Origin of the sequence: Deinococcus apachensis DSM 19763, from assembly GCF_000381345.1 — a bacterium.
GTDB lineage: Bacteria > Deinococcota > Deinococci > Deinococcales > Deinococcaceae > Deinococcus > Deinococcus apachensis.
This window is the reverse complement of record NZ_KB906400.1, coordinates 54,759-70,644: the sequence shown is the minus strand read 5'-3', so window position 1 is coordinate 70,644 and position 15,886 is coordinate 54,759. Positions and strand designations below refer to the sequence as shown.

Sequence of the window (15,886 nt, the reverse complement as noted above, 5' to 3'; positions counted from 1 at the left end):
CAAAGCGTCCTAAGCGCCCCCGGCCTCCCGCCGCGCGCCCCGGGGGCGGGTCAGGTTCTCGGTCATGCGGCGCTTGAGGGGGGGCACGGCATTGACGAGCCGCAGCCCGGTGCGCGTCATGCCCAGCATCAGGCTCCCGATAATGGGGCGGTGGAGGGGGCCGCGCCCGTCCATCTGCGCCCGGGAGTCGAGCACCGCCCGGTAGCCGTACTCGCGCATCTCGGCCTCGTACTCGCCGACCGCCGCCAGGAGGGGCAGGGCCCCGTCCCGGACTGCCGCCAGCTTTCGGCACAGCAGCGCCGCGTCGCGCAGCGCGGTGTTCGCCCCGATCCCGCGCCCGGGGGTCATGGTGTGGATGGCGTCGCCCAGCAGCGTGACGCGGCCCGGCGCCCAGGGGCCCTGGGGCACCGAGGTGCGGATGTTGATGGGGAAGGCCGTGCCCGGGTCGCTGAGGCGGAAGAGTTCCCGCAGGTCCGGGTGCCAGCCGGGGGTCATACCACGGACGAGGTCCACGAGCGCCGGGCCCCGCAATCCCTGGGGGTCGACCGGGAAGTTCTGGCGCGCGCCCGAGAAGCCCCACATGATGTAGTCGGTGGTGTTGTCGTAGAGCAGGCCCGGCCAGCGGCGGATCAGCTCGGCGTCGTTGCCGCCGATGCCGGACCTGACCCCCTGGCGGTCCCAGCTGAACTCCATCACGTGCAGGATCAGGCTGTACCCCCTCGGCGCGAGGACCATCGAGATGCCCTCCAGCACCCGGGGCGGGAGCAGGCGCCGGGTCTCCCACGTGAGCGGCACCTTGGCCCCGACCGCCAGGATGCCGGAGTCCTCCAACCGCGCCTGGGGCAGGTACTGTCGCCGGATCCTCGAATTCGTGCCGTCCGCCGCCACGAGGAGGTCCCCGGTGGCCGAACTCCCGTCCTCGAAAAAGGCCGTAACGGTGCCGTCCGGGCCCGACTGGTAACGGGCGAAGGTCTTGCCAAACTGCACCGTGTCTTCCAGCCCGGTGAGCAGGACCTGGCGCAGGGTCATCCGGCTCACCGACTTCTCGCTTTGCAGCGGGTCCTCCTCGGGGGACAGGGACAGCGAGAGGAGTTCCGCCATCCCCTCCGTGAGCAGGTTGAAATACCGGGGCGTGCGGGCGCAGGTGGCGACGAAGGTGTGAAACAGCTCGGGGGGCAGGCACGCCGCGAGTGCCTGGCTGCCCCCCGGGCTGATCCCCACCCGGTAACCCTGGAGGCCGTCGCTCCGGGTCCGGTCGCGCTCAAACACCGTCACGCGGATGCCCGCCCGTTTCAGTCCGTGGGCCAGGCAGAGCCCGCCGGTTCCGGCCCCGACGATGAGGACGCGCAGAGGCTCGGGCATACTTTCCCCCTTCGGACTTAGACTCTTAGGGCGCCAGCAGACGGGTATCTAAGTATCTTAGTAACTAAGATACTTAGAAAGTAAGCGAAGAGGGGGCCGATGTCAAGACGCAAGCGGGAGGAACTGGTCGGGCGCTTTTTCGAGGAGATCAGCCGCAACAGCACCTGGACGGTGATCTTTCACCAGGCCCAGGCGGCGCGGTTGGGGCTCAATCCCACCGATCTCAAGGCTGCTGGGCTGCTGCGGGACACCGGCCCGGTCACCGCCGGGGAGCTGGCCGAGCTGATGGCGCTGACCACCGGGGCCGTGACCGGGGTCATCGACCGGCTGGAGCGGAGCGGCCTGGTGGAACGGGTCAAGGACCCCGCCGACCGGCGGCGGGTGGTCGTGCGGACGACCGAGGACCCCGAGCGGATGAAGACCCTGGAAGCCCTGTTCGCCTCGCTGGGGGGCGCGACCGGGCGGCTGCTGGAGCGCTTCAGCGACGAGCAGCTCGAAACCATCCTTGAATTCGTCGTGGCAGGCACCCAGCTGATGAAGGAGCAGACCGCCAGACTGCGCGAGGAGGCCTCGGTGGGCTAGGGGTGCCCACAGCCAAAGGGGTGTCGCCCGGGTCTTGGGCTCCTCTGGGCGTGTTGGGCCGCCCCGCGGGCGTCAGGCGGGCGGAAACGTGGGGGCAGGCCTCACCAGGACATTCGTGGATGGCGCCCCGAGCGGCCGTCTTCTCCTAGAACTCGGTGAACACCAGCAGCGAGCCCGGGCCGCTGACGTTCTTGAAGACCGACACGACGTAAAGGTCCTTCCCGTCACTCGTGAAGGAGGCCCCGTCCTTGACCCAGGGGTCGGTCTGTTTCCAGCGGGGCCATTTCCCGATCCTGGCCTGCAAGGCGGCCTTGCCCCGGGGACTGGTCGCGCAGGCCGTGCCTGATCCGCCCAGCCCACCCGGGCACTTGACCTGCCGCATGGCCGTGTCCTTGAGGAGGGCATGAAACAGGGTGCTGGCGCGGGGGCTCAGGGGCTGGGCCGCCCACGCCGGGGTCAGGGACAGGGCGACGAGCGCGAGGAGCTTTTTCACCGGGCCCTCCGCGGGTGGTGTGGGGCAGGCTGGCGCACACGGTGGTCGGGATCAGGGGTGGTCATCATGGGTCGGGCCTCCAGGGCTGGCCTGTCACGTCCGGCCGTTGCTGTTGACAGCAGGACCAGACCTGCGTGCTGAATTGCGGTCTGTCCGCCCCAGGTGGGTAATTCCCACCACACGGGCAGGTGGATGAGGCTCACGCCGCTCCCCCGCACATTTCGTCCGCCCCGCTCCTCATCTTGAACCCGGCACCTCCAATGCACCGGGCACCACCGTGGTCTCTTCCAGCGCCTTCTGCACCAGCTCCCAGGCTGTGCGGCCGGGCGCCGATGAGCCATCCGGCCGGGTGGGTGGGCCTCCAGCGAGTCCAGAAAGAGCCCCAGGGCCCCGGTCACGCAGGCGGGCGTCCACCCCGCGGGCACTGCGCCGGGCCTCCAGCCGCCGGAACGGGTCATGCCGGACCTCGGGGCACGGGGGAGGGCAGCGGCTCGGCGCGAAACGGGACCATCGGTGTTCAGGAGGCTAGCAGGTGGGAGAGGGCCACCCCGCCGGGTTCCCCTGGTCGGGGCCAGTTGTGACCACACGGCGGCAAGCAGGCCGAGGCGTTGGGCGGTCGGCACGCTCCCGCCGGACGAGGGGCGCCCGCGAGGCCTGCGGGCTCACGGAGGACGCCGCGAACACGGCCCGGAACATCCTGAGCGGGGCGTGCCCTTCAGGTGTCCAAGCGGCGCTTGCACCTGCAAGGCCGGAGAAGTCGACGGGTTGAGCCGTGGGCGGGTCATCCCCACTTCAGGTGAGTCGAGGGCGAGGGGCGAGCGCCGCGAGAAGAAGGAAGGACCGAAGTGCGGCGAGGGACCGGGAGCGGGTGAGCCTCCGCCGCTTCTCGCAAGAAAGGCGAGGGGCCGTCCCCGAGCCCCGGGCCACGCAAGAACATCCGGTGTTGTGCCCGGATGTTCTGGAGTCAGCGCGAATTGGTCTTACTTGATGTTGCCCTTGATCTCCTTCAGCGCGGCATTGAGGACCGAGGCGTAGTTGGGATTGGGCTTTTGCACGCTCTGGGCGACGGCATTGCCCCACGGCCCCCAGACCGCCCCCATCTCGGGCACGTTGGGCATCGGTGTTCCCACCGAGATCGCCCGGCTGAAGCCCGTCACCACCGGGTCGGCTTTCAGCCGGGTGCGGGCGGCGAGGCTCACCGGAATGCGCCCGCCCGCCTGGTTGAAGGCGAACTGGGCCGGACCGTTGACCAGCGCCCTGGCGAACTGCGCCGCCGCACTCTTGTTCTTGCTGTAGGCGTTCAGGACGACGCCCTGCACACCGACGAACGGCCCCCATTTCGCGCTGGCCCCGGGAGGCGCCGGGATGGTGGTGATGCCGTAGTCGATCCCGGCCTTTTTGATGTCGCCCATGTCCCAGGGGCCGGTCACGACCATCGCCAGCCGCCCGTCCAGGAACGCGCTCTTGGCGGCGTCGGCGGACACACCCTCGGGCACCAGCTTGTACTTGTAGCGCAGGTCGTTCATGAGGGAGACGGCCTTGAGGGCCCCGCTGTTGGCGATCCCCACGTCCTTCACGTTCAGGGTGCCGCCGCTGTTCTTGAAGATGTAGCCCCCGTAGGCGCTGAAAAAGCCGTAGTTGGCGTAGGCGTTGGTGAGGTCGACCAGGAAGCCGAACCGGCCGTTCCCGGTGTTCTTCTGGGCCGCGCTGATGAACTCGTTCCAGGTGGTGGGGGCCTTGGGGACCAGCTTCTTGTTGTAGATCAGCGCGACGGACTCGGCGAACATGGGCAGCCCGAAGAGCCTGCCCCGGTAGGTCAGGGCCTGCACGGCGGTGCGGTCGAGGTCCGCCTTGCTCACGACGTACTTGTCCATCGGCTCGACGACGCCCGCCGCGGCGAGCTGACCCAGCCGGTCCTGCGGGAGGGTGACGACCATGTCCGGCCCCTGGCCCTTGGGGGCGGACTGAATCAGCTTGTCGGGGATCTGGTCGAGCGGCACGCTGACGATACTCACCTTGTTGCTGGTGGCCTTGGCAAAGGCGTCCGCCTGGGCACGCAGCCAGGCCAGCTCGGCGGCGTCCGTGAAGTGGCTCCAGACGGTGAGGGTGGCGGCGCTGGCGCTCCCCGCCAGGGCCAGGGACATCAGAACGAGCATGTTCTTCATGGCACTCTCCTTGAGTTGCAGGCCGGGGTTCTCCGGTTTCGGGCTTACTTCAGACCGTCGATGCCGACTGTCGCGCGGGCATCGTCGTCGAAGAGCGAGCGGCGCGAGGCGTCGTCGTCCTTCCAGCCGGGGGCATTCAGCCACCGGCTGCTCTGCGACCAGAAGGCCCCCCAGTAGAAGATGCCGCTCCCCCCGGCGTCCTTCACCACGGGCGTCAGGGCCTGGAGAAAGTCGTACTGACCCTGCGGGGTCTCGGGATAGGGCAGGTTGGTGGTCCCGACCTGGTTCTTGTCCCAGTAATAGGCGGTCTCGGCCACATAGACCTTGGTCTGGGTGAAGTTGCTCCGCAGCGCCCGGATGGTCTCGCCCAGCCCCGAGAAGTCGCCGTGCCAGCTCGGGTAGTACGAGAGGCCGATCACGTCCACCCAGCCCCCGGCGTCGATGAAGGCCCGGTACCAGGCCACGGTCGCGGCGGCGTCCCCGGTCTTGGCGATGTGGACCATGATGGGCGGCATCCGGTCCCGACCTCCGCTGGCGTCGCGTACCGCCGTCGCCCCGGCGTTGGTCAGCCGCACCAGGGCGGCCATGCTGCCCGTCGTGAGCTGCCCGGACTCCCACTTCAGGCGGCCCGTCTCCCACAGCATCCCGGCGTTGATCTCGTTGCCGATCTGCACCATGTCCGGCGGGGTGTCCTGGTCGCGAAGCTGGGTGATGACATCCCGGGTGTAGTCGTAGACCGAGGCGCTCAGCGTGGTCAGGTCCTGGCCCTTCCAGCGCTCGGGCGTCCACTGGTTGCCGGGGTCGGCCCACCAGTGCGAGTAGTGCAGGTCGAGCAGCACCTTCAGGTTCTGCTTTTTGGCGTCCCGCATCACCGCCTTCACGTAGGGCAGGTCCTGCGCCAGCCCGTAGGCCTTCACGTCCGGGTCGATCATCAGGCGCACGCGCACCCAGTTGTACTCGTGGTCCCTGACGATCTGGAGGGCGGGCTTGACCGTGCCGTCCCGGTCCCTGAACTGGACGCCCGCCGCCTCCGCCTCGCGGGCCTCCGACACGTCCAGGCCCCGAATCCAGGTGTCTCCGGTGGCCTCCGGGATGGTCACCTGGGTGCAGGCGCTCAGGCCAGCCGTGAGGGTGAGAAGCAGGGTTGCCGCGCCGATCTTGTTCATACTGACTCCTTGACGGTGCCCAGAAGGCGCGTGCTGACGGGGGCCAGCACCTCGCCTTGCCAGGTCTGGGCGGAGGCGTTCCAGTTCTGAAGCAGCGTGATCCCGCCCCGCCGCGAGAGGCGGACCCCCTCGGGCAGCCGCGTGGGTTCAAGCCCCGCCGCGTTCAGCCGCTCCTCCAGCACCCCGGCGATCAGCGTCTCGCTGTGCGCCCCGATCACGGTGACGTTCCCGTGCCGGATCACGGCGGCCTCGCCGTCCAGCGGTCCCCCGACGTAGCGGGCCAGGACGGCGGCGCCCTCAGGGTCGTAACTCTCGGCCCAGCGACGGGCCGTGTGGGGTTCGCTGCCCAGGTGGACGGTCTGCCCGAGCCCCACGGGGAGGCTGTCGTAGTTCTGGAGCCGCGCGCCGATCAGGCGGCTCAGCGGGCCGAACTGTCCGTCCTCCGGGGTGCGACCCGACGCGGTGCGGAAGGCCGTGCGGGGGCCGAAGACGATCTGGGCGTGTTCCGCCGCCTGCGCCAGGTGCTGGGCGCGCTCCGGCGTCATCAGCGTCAGGGCCGGGGCGACGATCACCGCGTAGCCGCTCAGGTCGCTGTCCGGGTGCAGGAGGTCCACGTCCATGCCCAGCGACCGCAGGGCGCGGTAGTAGGCGAAGGTCTGCGCCCAGTAGTTCATCCCCTCGGCGTGGGGCTGCAGGTTGTACAGCCACAGGCTCTCGTAGTCGTGCAGCAGGGCGACCCGGGCGGGGACCTCCCCAGTCGGGAACTGCGCCGTGTTCAGCGCCGCGACCTCCGCGTACCCCCGGTCGGGCCGCTCGTCGTGGCGCAGGAGGCCCGAGTGCAGGACCTCCTGCGCCATGGTCGCCGCCCGCCAGCGGAAGTAACTCACCACGTCCGCCCCGTGCGCCCATGCCTGGGTGGTCCAGAGTTCCACCGCACCCCTGGCGGGCAGGGGGTTGGACGGCGCCCAGTTCACCGGCCCGCACTGCTGCTCCATCACCCAGAAGCCGGGAGCAGAAGCCTGCCTTGCGGCGCCTTTCACCATTCCCCGGTACAGGTCGTGGTTGAAGCCCGTGACATCCGGGTGACCCGTCCGGGCGAAGTCCAGCATCAACCCCGGCTCCGCCAGCCCCCATTCCCGCACGGCCTCCAGGGTTCCGGTCGGGTAGCTGTCCCAACTGGCAAAATCCAGGCACCGGCTCACCCGGTAGTGGTCGAACCCGCTGAAAAAGCCCATGTAGTTGTGGGTCACGAAGCGCCCCGGCGAGCACTCGCGCAGGATGGCGACCTGCTCCTCCTGGAATTCGGCGATCTGGTCGCTGGAAAAGCGCAGGAAGTCCAGGGCGTGGGCCGGGTTGACCTCGGCCACCGCCTGACCCGGCAGCGGAATCTGACCCCAGTCGCTGTACTCCATGCTCCAGAAGACGTTGCCCCAGGCCTCGTTCAGGGCGTCGGGCGTGCGGTAGCGCTCCCTGAGCCAATCCCGGAAGGCCGCGGCGGCCGCCGGGGTGTAGCTCTGCGCGGTGTCGCCCCAGCCGAACTCGTTGTCGGTCTGCCAGCCGACGACCGCGGGATGCTCGCCGTACCGCCCGGCCATCGCCCGGGTGATCCGGCGGGAGAACTCGCGGAAGACCGGGCTGGAGGGGTCGTAGTGCCGCCGTGAGCCGAAGGTCTTCACCCGCCCGTCACGCCCGGCGGGCAGGATGTCCGGGTGACGCTCGGCCAGCCAGGCCGGAGGCGCGGCGGTGGGCGTGCACAACACCACCTGGAGGCCCGCCGCCGCGTAGGTCTCGACCGCCTCATCCAGCCAGCGCCAGTCGTACTCCCCGGGCCGGGGTTCCAGGCGGCTCCAGGCGAACTCCGCGAGGCGCACGAACCGCAGGCCCAGGGCTTTCTGCGCCCGGGCGTACTCACGCCAGCGGCTCTGCGGCACGTGTTCCGGGTAATCGCAGACGCCCAGTTCGAGGTGGGAGGGGGGGAGGGGGGGCATTCGGGGCATAGACACCTCCGCGGACCGCCACGAAGGAGCGGTCGCGCCGAATCACGGCACAGGCGCCGTGGTGAAGCAGGGCTGGGGAGCCTCTTCTGGAACGAGTTGACAGCCAAAAACTAGGGGATGTTAAGGCTAACACTCGTGTGCCGAATTACCTTGCGGGGGTGGCCGCTCTTCTTTCCCCGCGAGGGGTTCGGCGCACTCCTGAATGACTGTCTGAGATATTCGTCTGGGAGGTAAAGATTGGCCTCGCTCATCTCGATGTATGCGCGGGCTGGGGAGGCCTCAGGAATGGAAGAAAGACGGGTAGTGGAGGTGTAACTCCTCCGGTCGCCACCACACGAGTCTGTGTGTTAGCCTTAACATCTATGGGGGCACCGGGGAAGACGGGGGGCAAGGCGGCGACGTTGGCGGATGTGGCCGAGGTGGCCGGGGTGTCTCAGCAGACCGTCTCGCGCGTCGTCAACAACCAGGGACCCGTGGCGGCCCGCACCCGAGCCCGGGTCATGGAGGCGGTGGGGCAACTGAACTATGTCCCCAACCGGCTGGCCCAGGGGCTGGCGCGGCAGCGGAGCCATTCCATCGGGTTTGCCACCAACGACATCTCGCTGCACGCCCCCTCGCAGCTCACCTCCAGCATCGAGCGGGCGGCGCGGGAGGCGGGGTTCAGCCTGGTCGTCTCCATCGTGCCCGGCTACGGCCTGGGCCGGGTCACGCAGACGGTGCGGACCCTCAAGGAGCGCCAGGTCGATGGTGTCCTCATCAACGCGTCGCTGAGCGGTGCGGACGCCGCCGAGATCGCCCGCCGGTTTCCCGAGCTGCCCTGCGTCTTTATGGACGTGCCCACCGACGCTCCCGTGAGTGCGGCGCTGCTGGACCAGTATCACGGCGCCGTGCTGGCCGCCCGGCATCTGGTGGACCTGGGCCACACCCGGCTCGCCTGCATTCACGCCCCCCAGGACGCGGTGGCTGAACATTCCCGCCTGCGGGGCTGGCAGGAGGTGCTGCGCGAGCGCGGCCTCGCCCTCGTGGCCGGGCAGGAGGGCGACTGGAGCCCGGCGGGCGGGTACCGCGCGGCCCTGGCCCTGCTGGCCTCCGGGGTGGACTTCACCGGCCTGCTGGTGGGGAACGACCAGATGGCGGTCGGTGCCCTGCGGGCGCTGTGGGAACGCGGCCTGAGCGTGCCCGGCGACATGTCGGTCATCGGGTACGACGACACGGCCGAGAGTGCGCTGCTGATTCCCCCCCTGACCACCGTCCGGCAGGACTTCCCGACCCTGGGCCAGCGGGCCTTTCACCACCTCAAGGCGCTGCTGCATGGGCAGGACCCACCGAAGATCACGTTGACCCGCCCCGAGCTGGTGGTGCGCTCCAGCACGGCCGCGCCCCGTTCGGGTGAGCGGTTGCGGCTGCAGGACGCTCTGCAACTCCTGCAACGTCATGTGGGGGGATGGGGCGGGCCGGAGGTCCAGGGCCAGACCTGAGCGTTCAACCGCGAACGGACGTGTTCAGGGAGGCGCGCGTTCCGGACCCCCACCTGCGGACGGGGCCGACAACCGCGCCACGCCCGCGCTTGGGTGGGCCGGTCTGGGGCGCGCAGACCGCCTGCCTCACCCCCGCTGTGACAGCCGCCTCACCTGCTCCGCGTACACCTCGGTGGCCCCGGTCTCGATGGCCTCCAGGATCAGGCCCGCGGCGTATTCCGGTGGGTCCCCCCGCAGCGGCCCCGCCTGCCTGCGCTCCTCCCCGGCCATCACCGCGTTGCGGGCAAAGTCGGTGTCGGTGATGAAGGGGTAGACCACGCTCACGCGGATGTGGTCCGGGGCGAGTTCCGCGCGGGCGACCAGCGACAGGTTGTTCAGCGCGTGCTTCGTCGAGGAGTACGGCGCCACCCCGGGCAGGATGGCCTGTGTGGTCCCCGAGCTGACGTTCACGATCACGCCCCCACCCTGGGTCCGCATGTGGGGAATGGCCGCCTGCATCGCGTTCAGCGCGCTCACGACGTTGAGCTGGAACAGGTCGCGGAGGCCCGCGGCTCCGCGCGCTCCACCGAAGTATGCATGCCCCGCCCGGCGTTGTTCACGAGCACGTCCAGGCGGCCGAAGTGCTCAACAGTGTCCCCGACCATTAGGCGCCCGGCGTCGTCATGGGTCACGTCGGTGGGCAGTGCCAGGGCGCCGGGCAACTCGGCGGCGAGGGCGCGGAGTTATCGGCAGACCGCGCGGCCAGGGCGACGCGAGCCCCACGTTCCGTGAGGAGGCAGGCGGTGGCAAGGCCGATGCCGCCCGAGGCGCCGGTAATCAGGACTACTTTGCCGTTCACTTCCATGCGCCCATGGTTCTTCCCGGCGGGGAGAACGGGGTGAGCCGGGGGATGACCGGCCTTGAGCTCGGCGCGTCCGGGAAACCCGGAGCCGCAAAGAGGGTTCCTTCGCGGCGGCGCGTGCCCCCGCTGGGCCTCCTGAACGGCGCGTCAGCAGCCGAAGGACCGCGAAAGGACCTCGAGCATTCAGCCTCACGGCCTCGTTCATAAGGAGGGAAAATCCACCTTCTCTTTATGACGGGTCTGGGTCCATATCGTGTTGTCCATAAGACAGAACATGGCGGCCACTCAGTCTTCTTTGAAAGAGTCACCCGACTTGAACACGGGGTTCAAAAGAACGTCCTCCTCTTAGTTTTACTCTTCTCCTCGACAAAAAGCTGAGCCGTCAACCTCCATGACGGCTTGACGCTATGCATACCTCGCATTAGAATTCTCAATATTCGGTTAATTCGGCTCCGGTGAGGGCGCGAACCGACCCGCCCCTGAGAGAAGCGAGGTCAGTCATGGAACGTTCGAGTCCGGCCGTCTCCGAACCAGAGGTGTACCGTTTTCAGGAGGCCCTGCCTCCACTGACCGCCCACGAGGCGACGGTCGAGGCCAACCGCTGCCTGTACTGCTACGACGCCCCGTGCCTGCAGGCCTGCCCCACCCACATCGACATCCCCAGTTTCATCCGCAAGATTTCGACCGGGAACCTGCGGGGGTCGGGCCGCGTCATCCTGGAGGCCAACTTTCTGGGCGCCACCTGCGCCCGAGTCTGCCCGGTGCAGGAGCTGTGCGAGGGAGCCTGCGTGCTGGGCAAGGACCACCAGCCCATCCAGATCGGGCGGCTTCAGCGGTACGCGACCGACCACATCTTCGACCGGGGCGTGCAGGTCTTCACCCCCTCGCCTCCGACGGGGAGAAGCGTGGCGGTGGTGGGCAGCGGCCCAGCGGGGATCAGCGTCAGCGCCGAACTCGCCAAGCTGGGGCACCGGGTCACCCTCTTCGAGCGGCGCGAACTCGGCGGCGGCCTGAGCACCTACGGCATCATCGGCCTGCGCGAGCCGGTGGAGGTGTCCCTGCGCGAGGTGGAGGCAGTGCAGGCCCTCGGCGTGGAGGTCCGCACCGGGGTTGAATTGACCGACCGCGAGGGGCTCGACGTGCTTCTCTCGCAGTACGACGCCGTGTTCCTCGGCCTCGGCCTAGGGGCCGTCCCTGCCCTCGGCATCCCCGGCGAGGAGGCGGTCCTGGACGGTCTGGAAGTCATCGAGGCGAGCAAGGTCGAGCCCTGGCGGCTGAAGGTGGGACCGCTCGCCCTGGGTCAGCGGGTCGTCGTCATCGGCGCGGGCAACACCGCCATCGACGCCGCGACGGTGGGACGGCGGCATGGCGCGGAGGTGGAGATGGTCTACCGCCGCACGGAGAATGAGATGACCGCCTACCGCCACGAGTACGAGTTCGCGCTGCACGAGGGGGTGCGCTTCACCTTCCTGACCCAGCCCGTCGGGTTGAAGGTGGAGGGGGGCCAGGTGACCGGTCTGCGCTGCGTGCGGATGAGCCTGGGTGTGGCCGACGCCTCGGGCCGCCCCCGCCCGGAACCCGTGCCCGGCAGTGAGTTCGTGATCGGCTGCGACACGGTGATCGCCGCCATCGGGCAGGAGAAACCGGCCCTGGCGGTGGCACTGGGCCTCTCCCTCGAAAACGGCTACATCCGGGTGGACGACGGCCTGCAAACGAGCGAACCCCGGGTCTACGCGGGCGGCGACTGCATCCGGGTGCGCGGCAGCGCGAGCACCGTCATGGCCGTGCAGGACGGCAAGCTGGCGGCGGCAAGCATTCACGCGGCGCTGAGTGCTTCGGCTGTGGCGGCGGATTAGTGGTGTTGAGGATTTGCATTGTGGGGACGTTGCGACGGTTCACCCCCACCCGGCCTCCCCCTCAAGGGGGAGGGGAAAAGACAGCCTCCCCTTTCTTGTTCCATAACGCCCCCCTCTTTCTGGAGACCCCTTATGGCTGACCTCTCCGTGAACTTCGCGGGCATCCGGGCGCCCAACCCCTTCTGGCTGGCCTCCGCGCCGCCGACGAACAGCGGCAGGCAGGTTCACCGCGCCTTCGAGCACGGTTGGGGCGGGGCCGTGTGGAAGACCATCGGCGCCCCGGTGCTCAACATCTCCAATCGCTACGGGGGCCTCTCCCTGGGCGGGCAGCGGCTCGTCGCCATCAACAACGTCGAGTTGATTTCCGACCGCCCGCTGGAGGTGAACCTGCGCGAGATCGCCGAGGTCAAGCGGATGTGGCCCGACCGTGCGCTCATCGTCTCCGCGATGGTGGACGCCGACCCCAGGGCGTGGCGTGAGATCGTCATGCAGATCGAGGACACGGGCGCCGACGGCATCGAGCTGAACTACGGCTGCCCGCAGGGCATGAGCGAGCGCGGCATGGGCGCGGCGGTGGGCCAGGTGCCCGAGATGTGCCAGCTCAACACCCACTGGGTGACGAGCGTGACCCGCCTCCCCGTCATCGTGAAGCTCACGCCCAACGTCACCCACATCACCGACCCGGCGCACGCGGCGCTCGCGGGGGGGGCGCACGCCCTGAGCCTCATCAACACGATCAACAGCGTGATGAAGGTGGACCTCGACACGCTGCTCGTGACCCCCAGCATCGGCGGGCAGGCCACCCACGGAGGGTACGCGGGCCCGGCGGTCAAGCCCATCGCGCTGCACATGCTCAGCGAGCTGATGTGTGACCCCACCGTGCGGAAGAGCGGCGTGCCGATCTGCGGCATGGGGGGCATCCAGACCTGGCGCGACGCCGCCGAGTTCCTGCTGCTGGGTGCGTCGGCCCTCCAGGTCTGCACGGCGGCGATGCATTACGGCTACCGCATCATCGAGGACTTCGTGGACGGCCTGAGCAACTGGATGGACGACAAGGGCTTTGCCACCCTCGCGGACGTGACGGGCCGCAGCCTCCCGCAGATGAGCTCTTTCGGCGGGCTGGACCTGGGCTACCAGGCGGTCGCGCGCATCGATCCCGACAAGTGCATCCAGTGCGACCTGTGTTATGTGGCCTGCAACGACACCGCCCACCAGTGCATCGACCTGTACTCGCCGGAAGGTGTGAAGGTCAACCCTGGCTTCGATATCCACGACGGCGGGAAGCAGGTTGCCCAGGGTCGCTCCACCCCGGTCGTCCGCGAGCCCGACTGCGTGGGCTGTGCCCTGTGCGCCAACGTCTGCCCAGTGGACGGCTGCATTGAGATGGTCAGCGTGCCCAGTGGTCGCCCGTCCGTCACCTGGAATCAGCTCACCGCCACCCGCCCCGCCGTGACCCAGGAGTGGGGCGCGATGGAGGCGTACCGGGCGGAGGCGGGGATCGAGATTCACTGAAGGGGGATGGCCGAGCGGCATGGGCTTCCCGGCATGCTCACCCCCACCCGGCCTTGCCAATCAGGAGGGGAGGAAACAGAGAGCTGACCCTTCCGTGCCACCGTTCATTCCCTGGGGGAACCAACCTGCATGTCACTGCTGATTAAAAATGGCCGCATCATCACCGCCGACGCCGACTACACTGCCGACCTCCTCGTGGAGGGCGAGACCATCAGCCAGATCGGGGAGGGGCTGACCGCGCCTGAGGGCGTCCGCGTGATCGACGCGAGCGGCAAGTATGTCTTTCCCGGCTTCATCGATCCGCACGTTCACGTTTACCTGCCGTTCATGGGAACGTTCGCCAAGGACACGCACACGACGGCGAGCCAGGCGGCCCTGATCGGCGGGACGACCACCTACATCGAGATGCTCGCCCCCTCTCAGAGCGAGCCGCTGCGGGAGGGCTGGGAGAAGTGGACCGGGCTCGCCGAGGGAAAGAGCGCCTGCGACTACACCTTCCACCTCGGGGTGACCCGCTGGGACGACGACACGGAGGCCACCCTGCGCGACCTGGTGGCCCGGGGCATGAAGTCCTTCAAGGTGTTCCTGGCCTACAAGGGCGCCTTCGGCATCGACGACGACGTGCTCTACCGGGTGCTCACCCTGGCGCGCGAACTCGGCGTGGTCGTCACGGCGCACTGCGAGAACGCGGAGCTGGTGGCGCAGTTGCAACGCAAGCTGCTGGCTGAGGGCAAGACCGGCCCCGAGTGGCACGAGCCCAGCCGCCCGGAGGGGGTGGAGGCCGAGGGCACGGCTCACTTCGCCGCCTTCCTGGAGATGACCGGAGCCGAGGGGTATGTGGTTCACCTTTCCAACGAGCGGGCGCTGGAGGCGGCGCTGGAGGCCAAGCGGCGGGGAGTGAGACTCCATATCGAGTCGGTCATCCCGCACTTCCTGCTGGACAAGACCTATGCCGAGCGCCCCGGAGTGGAGGGCGCCAAGTACGTCATGAGCCCGCCGCTGCGCGAGAAGCACAATCAGCAGGCGCTCTGGACGGCGCTGGAGCAGGGCCTGATCGATACGGTGGGCACCGACCACTGCCCCTTCGACGTGGCCCAGAAGGCGATGGGCGAGGGCGACTTCACCAAGATTCCGAACGGGATCCCCGCCATCGAGGACCGGGTGAACCTGCTCTACACCTACGGGGTCAGCCGGGGCGGGCTGAGTCTCAGCCGCTTCGTGGAATCGGCGAGCACGAAGGCGGCCAGGCTGTTCGGGCTCTTCCCGCGCAAGGGCACCATCGCCGTGGGGTCGGATGCCGACCTCGTGATCTACGACCCCGCCTACCGGGGCCGCATCTCGGCGAGCACAAGCCACATGAACAACGACTACAGCGGCTTCGAGGGCTGGGAGATCGACGGGCGGCCCGACGTGGTGACCGTGCGCGGCGAGGTGGCGGTGGAGGGCGGGCAATTCGTGGGGGACCCGGGGCGGGGGCAACTGCTGCGGCGGTGAGGCGGAGGGGCGACCAGGGGTAGCCCCCCGTTTCCTCTCCCCAACTCTCTCCTGCCAGGAGGGAGGGTGAACAGGACAAAACCCCCCAGTTCTTGAGGTCTTTCTGACAGGAGCGCCCCCGTGACACAAGTGCTTCCTTCCCAGGCCGTTCACCCCCCCTCCTCCGAGCCCATCGTCGCCATCCGGGACCTCCAGATGGTCTTTCCGCACCCGGGTGGGCAAACCGTCGCCCTTCAGGACGCGAACCTGAACATCGGGCGGGGGGAGTTCATCAGCCTGATCGGGCCGTCGGGATGTGGCAAGACGACCCTGCTGCGGCTGCTGGCGGACCTCGTGCAACCGACCGCCGGAACCATCCTGATTGGGGGACAGCCGCCGGGGCAGGCGAGGCGGGAGCGCAAGTACGGGTATGTCTTCCAGGCCCCGGCGCTGTTGGAGTGGCGCACGGTGCTGAGCAACGTCCTGCTGCCGCTGGAGGTGATGAACGTGCCCGGCGACCGGGCGGCCCGTGCCCGCGAGATGCTGAACCTCGTGGGGCTCTCAGGCTTCGAGCGGCGCTACCCCTGGCAGCTTTCGGGCGGCATGCAGCAGCGGGTGAGCATCGCCCGGGCGCTGGCCTTCGACCCGCCGCTGCTCTTCATGGACGAGCCCTTCGGGGCGCTCGATGAGATCACGCGCGAGCACCTGAACCTCGAACTGCTGCGGCTGTGGCGCGAGACGGGCAAGACGGTCATCTTCGTGACGCACAGCATCAGCGAGGCGGTGTTCCTCAGCACCCGGGTGGTGGTGATGACCGCCCGGCCCGGCAAGATTGAGAGCGTGGTGGACGTGGACCTGCCCCAACCCAGGGGGGACGACACCCGCGAATTGCCGCGCTTTTTCGAGCTGATGACCCAGGTACGCGAACTCCTCCGGAAAGGGCACGCATGACCGCCGCGCC

14 protein-coding genes are annotated in these 15,886 nt (G+C 68.8%); 6 read left to right on the top strand and 8 right to left on the bottom strand.

Annotated features, from left to right (window positions below; genetic code table 11):
• Positions 1–9: 9 nt before the first annotated feature.
• Entirely contained in the window at positions 10–1,362 is a 1,353-nt protein-coding gene (locus F784_RS0107180; RefSeq protein ID WP_019586045.1) for an FAD-dependent oxidoreductase, read from the bottom strand.
• Positions 1,363–1,461: 99 nt separating this feature from the next.
• On the opposite strand from F784_RS0107180, the gene F784_RS0107175 reads away from it, so the two are divergent.
• Positions 1,462–1,944: a MarR family winged helix-turn-helix transcriptional regulator gene (locus F784_RS0107175; RefSeq protein WP_019586044.1), complete on the top strand. Its 483-nt coding sequence runs from the start codon at positions 1,462–1,464 to the stop codon at positions 1,942–1,944.
• 145 nt (positions 1,945–2,089) lie between these two features.
• On the opposite strand, the gene F784_RS0107170 is transcribed toward F784_RS0107175, so the two are convergent.
• The 4 genes from F784_RS0107170 to F784_RS0107155 form a co-directional block, all read right to left on the bottom strand.
• Positions 2,090–2,437 carry a hypothetical protein gene (locus tag F784_RS0107170; protein WP_019586043.1) on the bottom strand — a complete coding sequence of 116 codons (348 nt, stop codon included), beginning with the start codon at positions 2,435–2,437 and terminating at the stop codon, positions 2,090–2,092.
• A gap of 980 nt (positions 2,438–3,417) precedes the next feature.
• Positions 3,418–4,602, bottom strand: coding sequence for a sugar ABC transporter substrate-binding protein (locus tag F784_RS0107165; RefSeq protein ID WP_019586042.1), 1,185 nt, complete (start codon positions 4,600–4,602; stop codon positions 3,418–3,420).
• Between the two features lie 44 nt (positions 4,603–4,646).
• The gene (locus tag F784_RS0107160) at positions 4,647–5,768 is read right to left on the bottom strand and encodes a glycosyl hydrolase 53 family protein (protein ID WP_019586041.1); all 1,122 of its coding nucleotides are present in this window, start codon (positions 5,766–5,768) and stop codon (positions 4,647–4,649) included.
• A complete protein-coding gene (locus F784_RS0107155; RefSeq protein WP_019586040.1) occupies positions 5,765–7,756 on the bottom strand; it encodes a beta-galactosidase in 1,992 nt (663 codons plus the stop codon). The genes F784_RS0107160 and F784_RS0107155 overlap by 4 nt, the downstream gene beginning before the upstream one ends.
• 371 nt (positions 7,757–8,127) lie before the next feature.
• On the opposite strand from F784_RS0107155, the gene F784_RS22490 reads away from it, so the two are divergent.
• On the top strand, positions 8,128–9,243 hold the full coding sequence (locus F784_RS22490) for a LacI family DNA-binding transcriptional regulator (RefSeq protein WP_083939158.1): 1,116 nt from the start codon (positions 8,128–8,130) through the stop codon (positions 9,241–9,243).
• A gap of 126 nt (positions 9,244–9,369) precedes the next feature.
• On the opposite strand, the gene F784_RS27520 is transcribed toward F784_RS22490, so the two are convergent.
• Genes F784_RS27520 through F784_RS27515 form a run of 3 tightly spaced genes read right to left on the bottom strand, consistent with a single transcriptional unit; the run spans position 9,370 to position 10,087 of the window.
• Complete coding sequence (locus F784_RS27520; protein ID WP_019586038.1) at positions 9,370–9,759, bottom strand: SDR family NAD(P)-dependent oxidoreductase; 390 nt, start codon at positions 9,757–9,759, stop codon at positions 9,370–9,372.
• Positions 9,756–9,914 (bottom strand): hypothetical protein, encoded by a 159-nt coding sequence (locus tag F784_RS27775; protein WP_211211878.1) that lies wholly within the window; start codon positions 9,912–9,914, stop codon positions 9,756–9,758. The genes F784_RS27520 and F784_RS27775 overlap by 4 nt, the downstream gene beginning before the upstream one ends.
• Positions 9,911–10,087 carry an SDR family NAD(P)-dependent oxidoreductase gene (locus F784_RS27515; RefSeq protein ID WP_157465105.1) on the bottom strand — a complete coding sequence of 59 codons (177 nt, stop codon included), beginning with the start codon at positions 10,085–10,087 and terminating at the stop codon, positions 9,911–9,913. The genes F784_RS27775 and F784_RS27515 overlap by 4 nt, the downstream gene beginning before the upstream one ends.
• 497 nt (positions 10,088–10,584) lie before the next feature.
• Here F784_RS27515 and F784_RS0107140 point away from each other — a divergent pair, with 497 nt between their 5' ends.
• From F784_RS0107140 to F784_RS0107125, 4 genes are all read left to right on the top strand, one after another.
• Entirely contained in the window at positions 10,585–11,940 is a 1,356-nt protein-coding gene (locus F784_RS0107140; RefSeq protein WP_019586036.1) for an NAD(P)-dependent oxidoreductase, read from the top strand.
• Positions 11,941–12,072: 132 nt separating this feature from the next.
• A complete protein-coding gene (gene preA / locus F784_RS0107135; RefSeq protein ID WP_019586035.1) occupies positions 12,073–13,452 on the top strand; it encodes an NAD-dependent dihydropyrimidine dehydrogenase subunit PreA in 1,380 nt (459 codons plus the stop codon).
• A 129-nt stretch (positions 13,453–13,581) separates the two neighbouring features.
• Entirely contained in the window at positions 13,582–14,946 is a 1,365-nt protein-coding gene (gene hydA / locus F784_RS0107130; protein ID WP_019586034.1) for a dihydropyrimidinase, read from the top strand.
• A 120-nt stretch (positions 14,947–15,066) separates the two neighbouring features.
• Positions 15,067–15,876 (top strand): ABC transporter ATP-binding protein, encoded by an 810-nt coding sequence (locus F784_RS0107125; protein ID WP_245557776.1) that lies wholly within the window; start codon positions 15,067–15,069, stop codon positions 15,874–15,876.
• Positions 15,877–15,886: the final 10 nt, after the last annotated feature.

Excerpts from the sequence above, each read along its gene's own strand:
- F784_RS0107180 (WP_019586045.1), bottom strand. The coding sequence starts at position 1,362 with ATGCCCGAGCCTCTGCGCGTCCTCATCGTCGGGGCCGGAACCGGCGGG.
- F784_RS0107175 (WP_019586044.1), top strand. The coding sequence starts at position 1,462 with ATGTCAAGACGCAAGCGGGAGGAACTGGTCGGGCGCTTTTTCGAGGAG.
- F784_RS0107165 (WP_019586042.1), bottom strand. The coding sequence starts at position 4,602 with ATGAAGAACATGCTCGTTCTGATGTCCCTGGCCCTGGCGGGGAGCGCC.
- F784_RS0107160 (WP_019586041.1), bottom strand. The coding sequence starts at position 5,768 with ATGAACAAGATCGGCGCGGCAACCCTGCTTCTCACCCTCACGGCTGGC.
- F784_RS0107155 (WP_019586040.1), bottom strand. The coding sequence starts at position 7,756 with ATGCCCCCCCTCCCCCCCTCCCACCTCGAACTGGGCGTCTGCGATTAC.
- F784_RS22490 (WP_083939158.1), top strand. The coding sequence starts at position 8,128 with ATGGGGGCACCGGGGAAGACGGGGGGCAAGGCGGCGACGTTGGCGGAT.
- F784_RS27515 (WP_157465105.1), bottom strand. The coding sequence starts at position 10,087 with ATGGAAGTGAACGGCAAAGTAGTCCTGATTACCGGCGCCTCGGGCGGC.
- F784_RS0107140 (WP_019586036.1), top strand. The coding sequence starts at position 10,585 with ATGGAACGTTCGAGTCCGGCCGTCTCCGAACCAGAGGTGTACCGTTTT.
- preA (WP_019586035.1), top strand. The coding sequence starts at position 12,073 with ATGGCTGACCTCTCCGTGAACTTCGCGGGCATCCGGGCGCCCAACCCC.
- hydA (WP_019586034.1), top strand. The coding sequence starts at position 13,582 with ATGTCACTGCTGATTAAAAATGGCCGCATCATCACCGCCGACGCCGAC.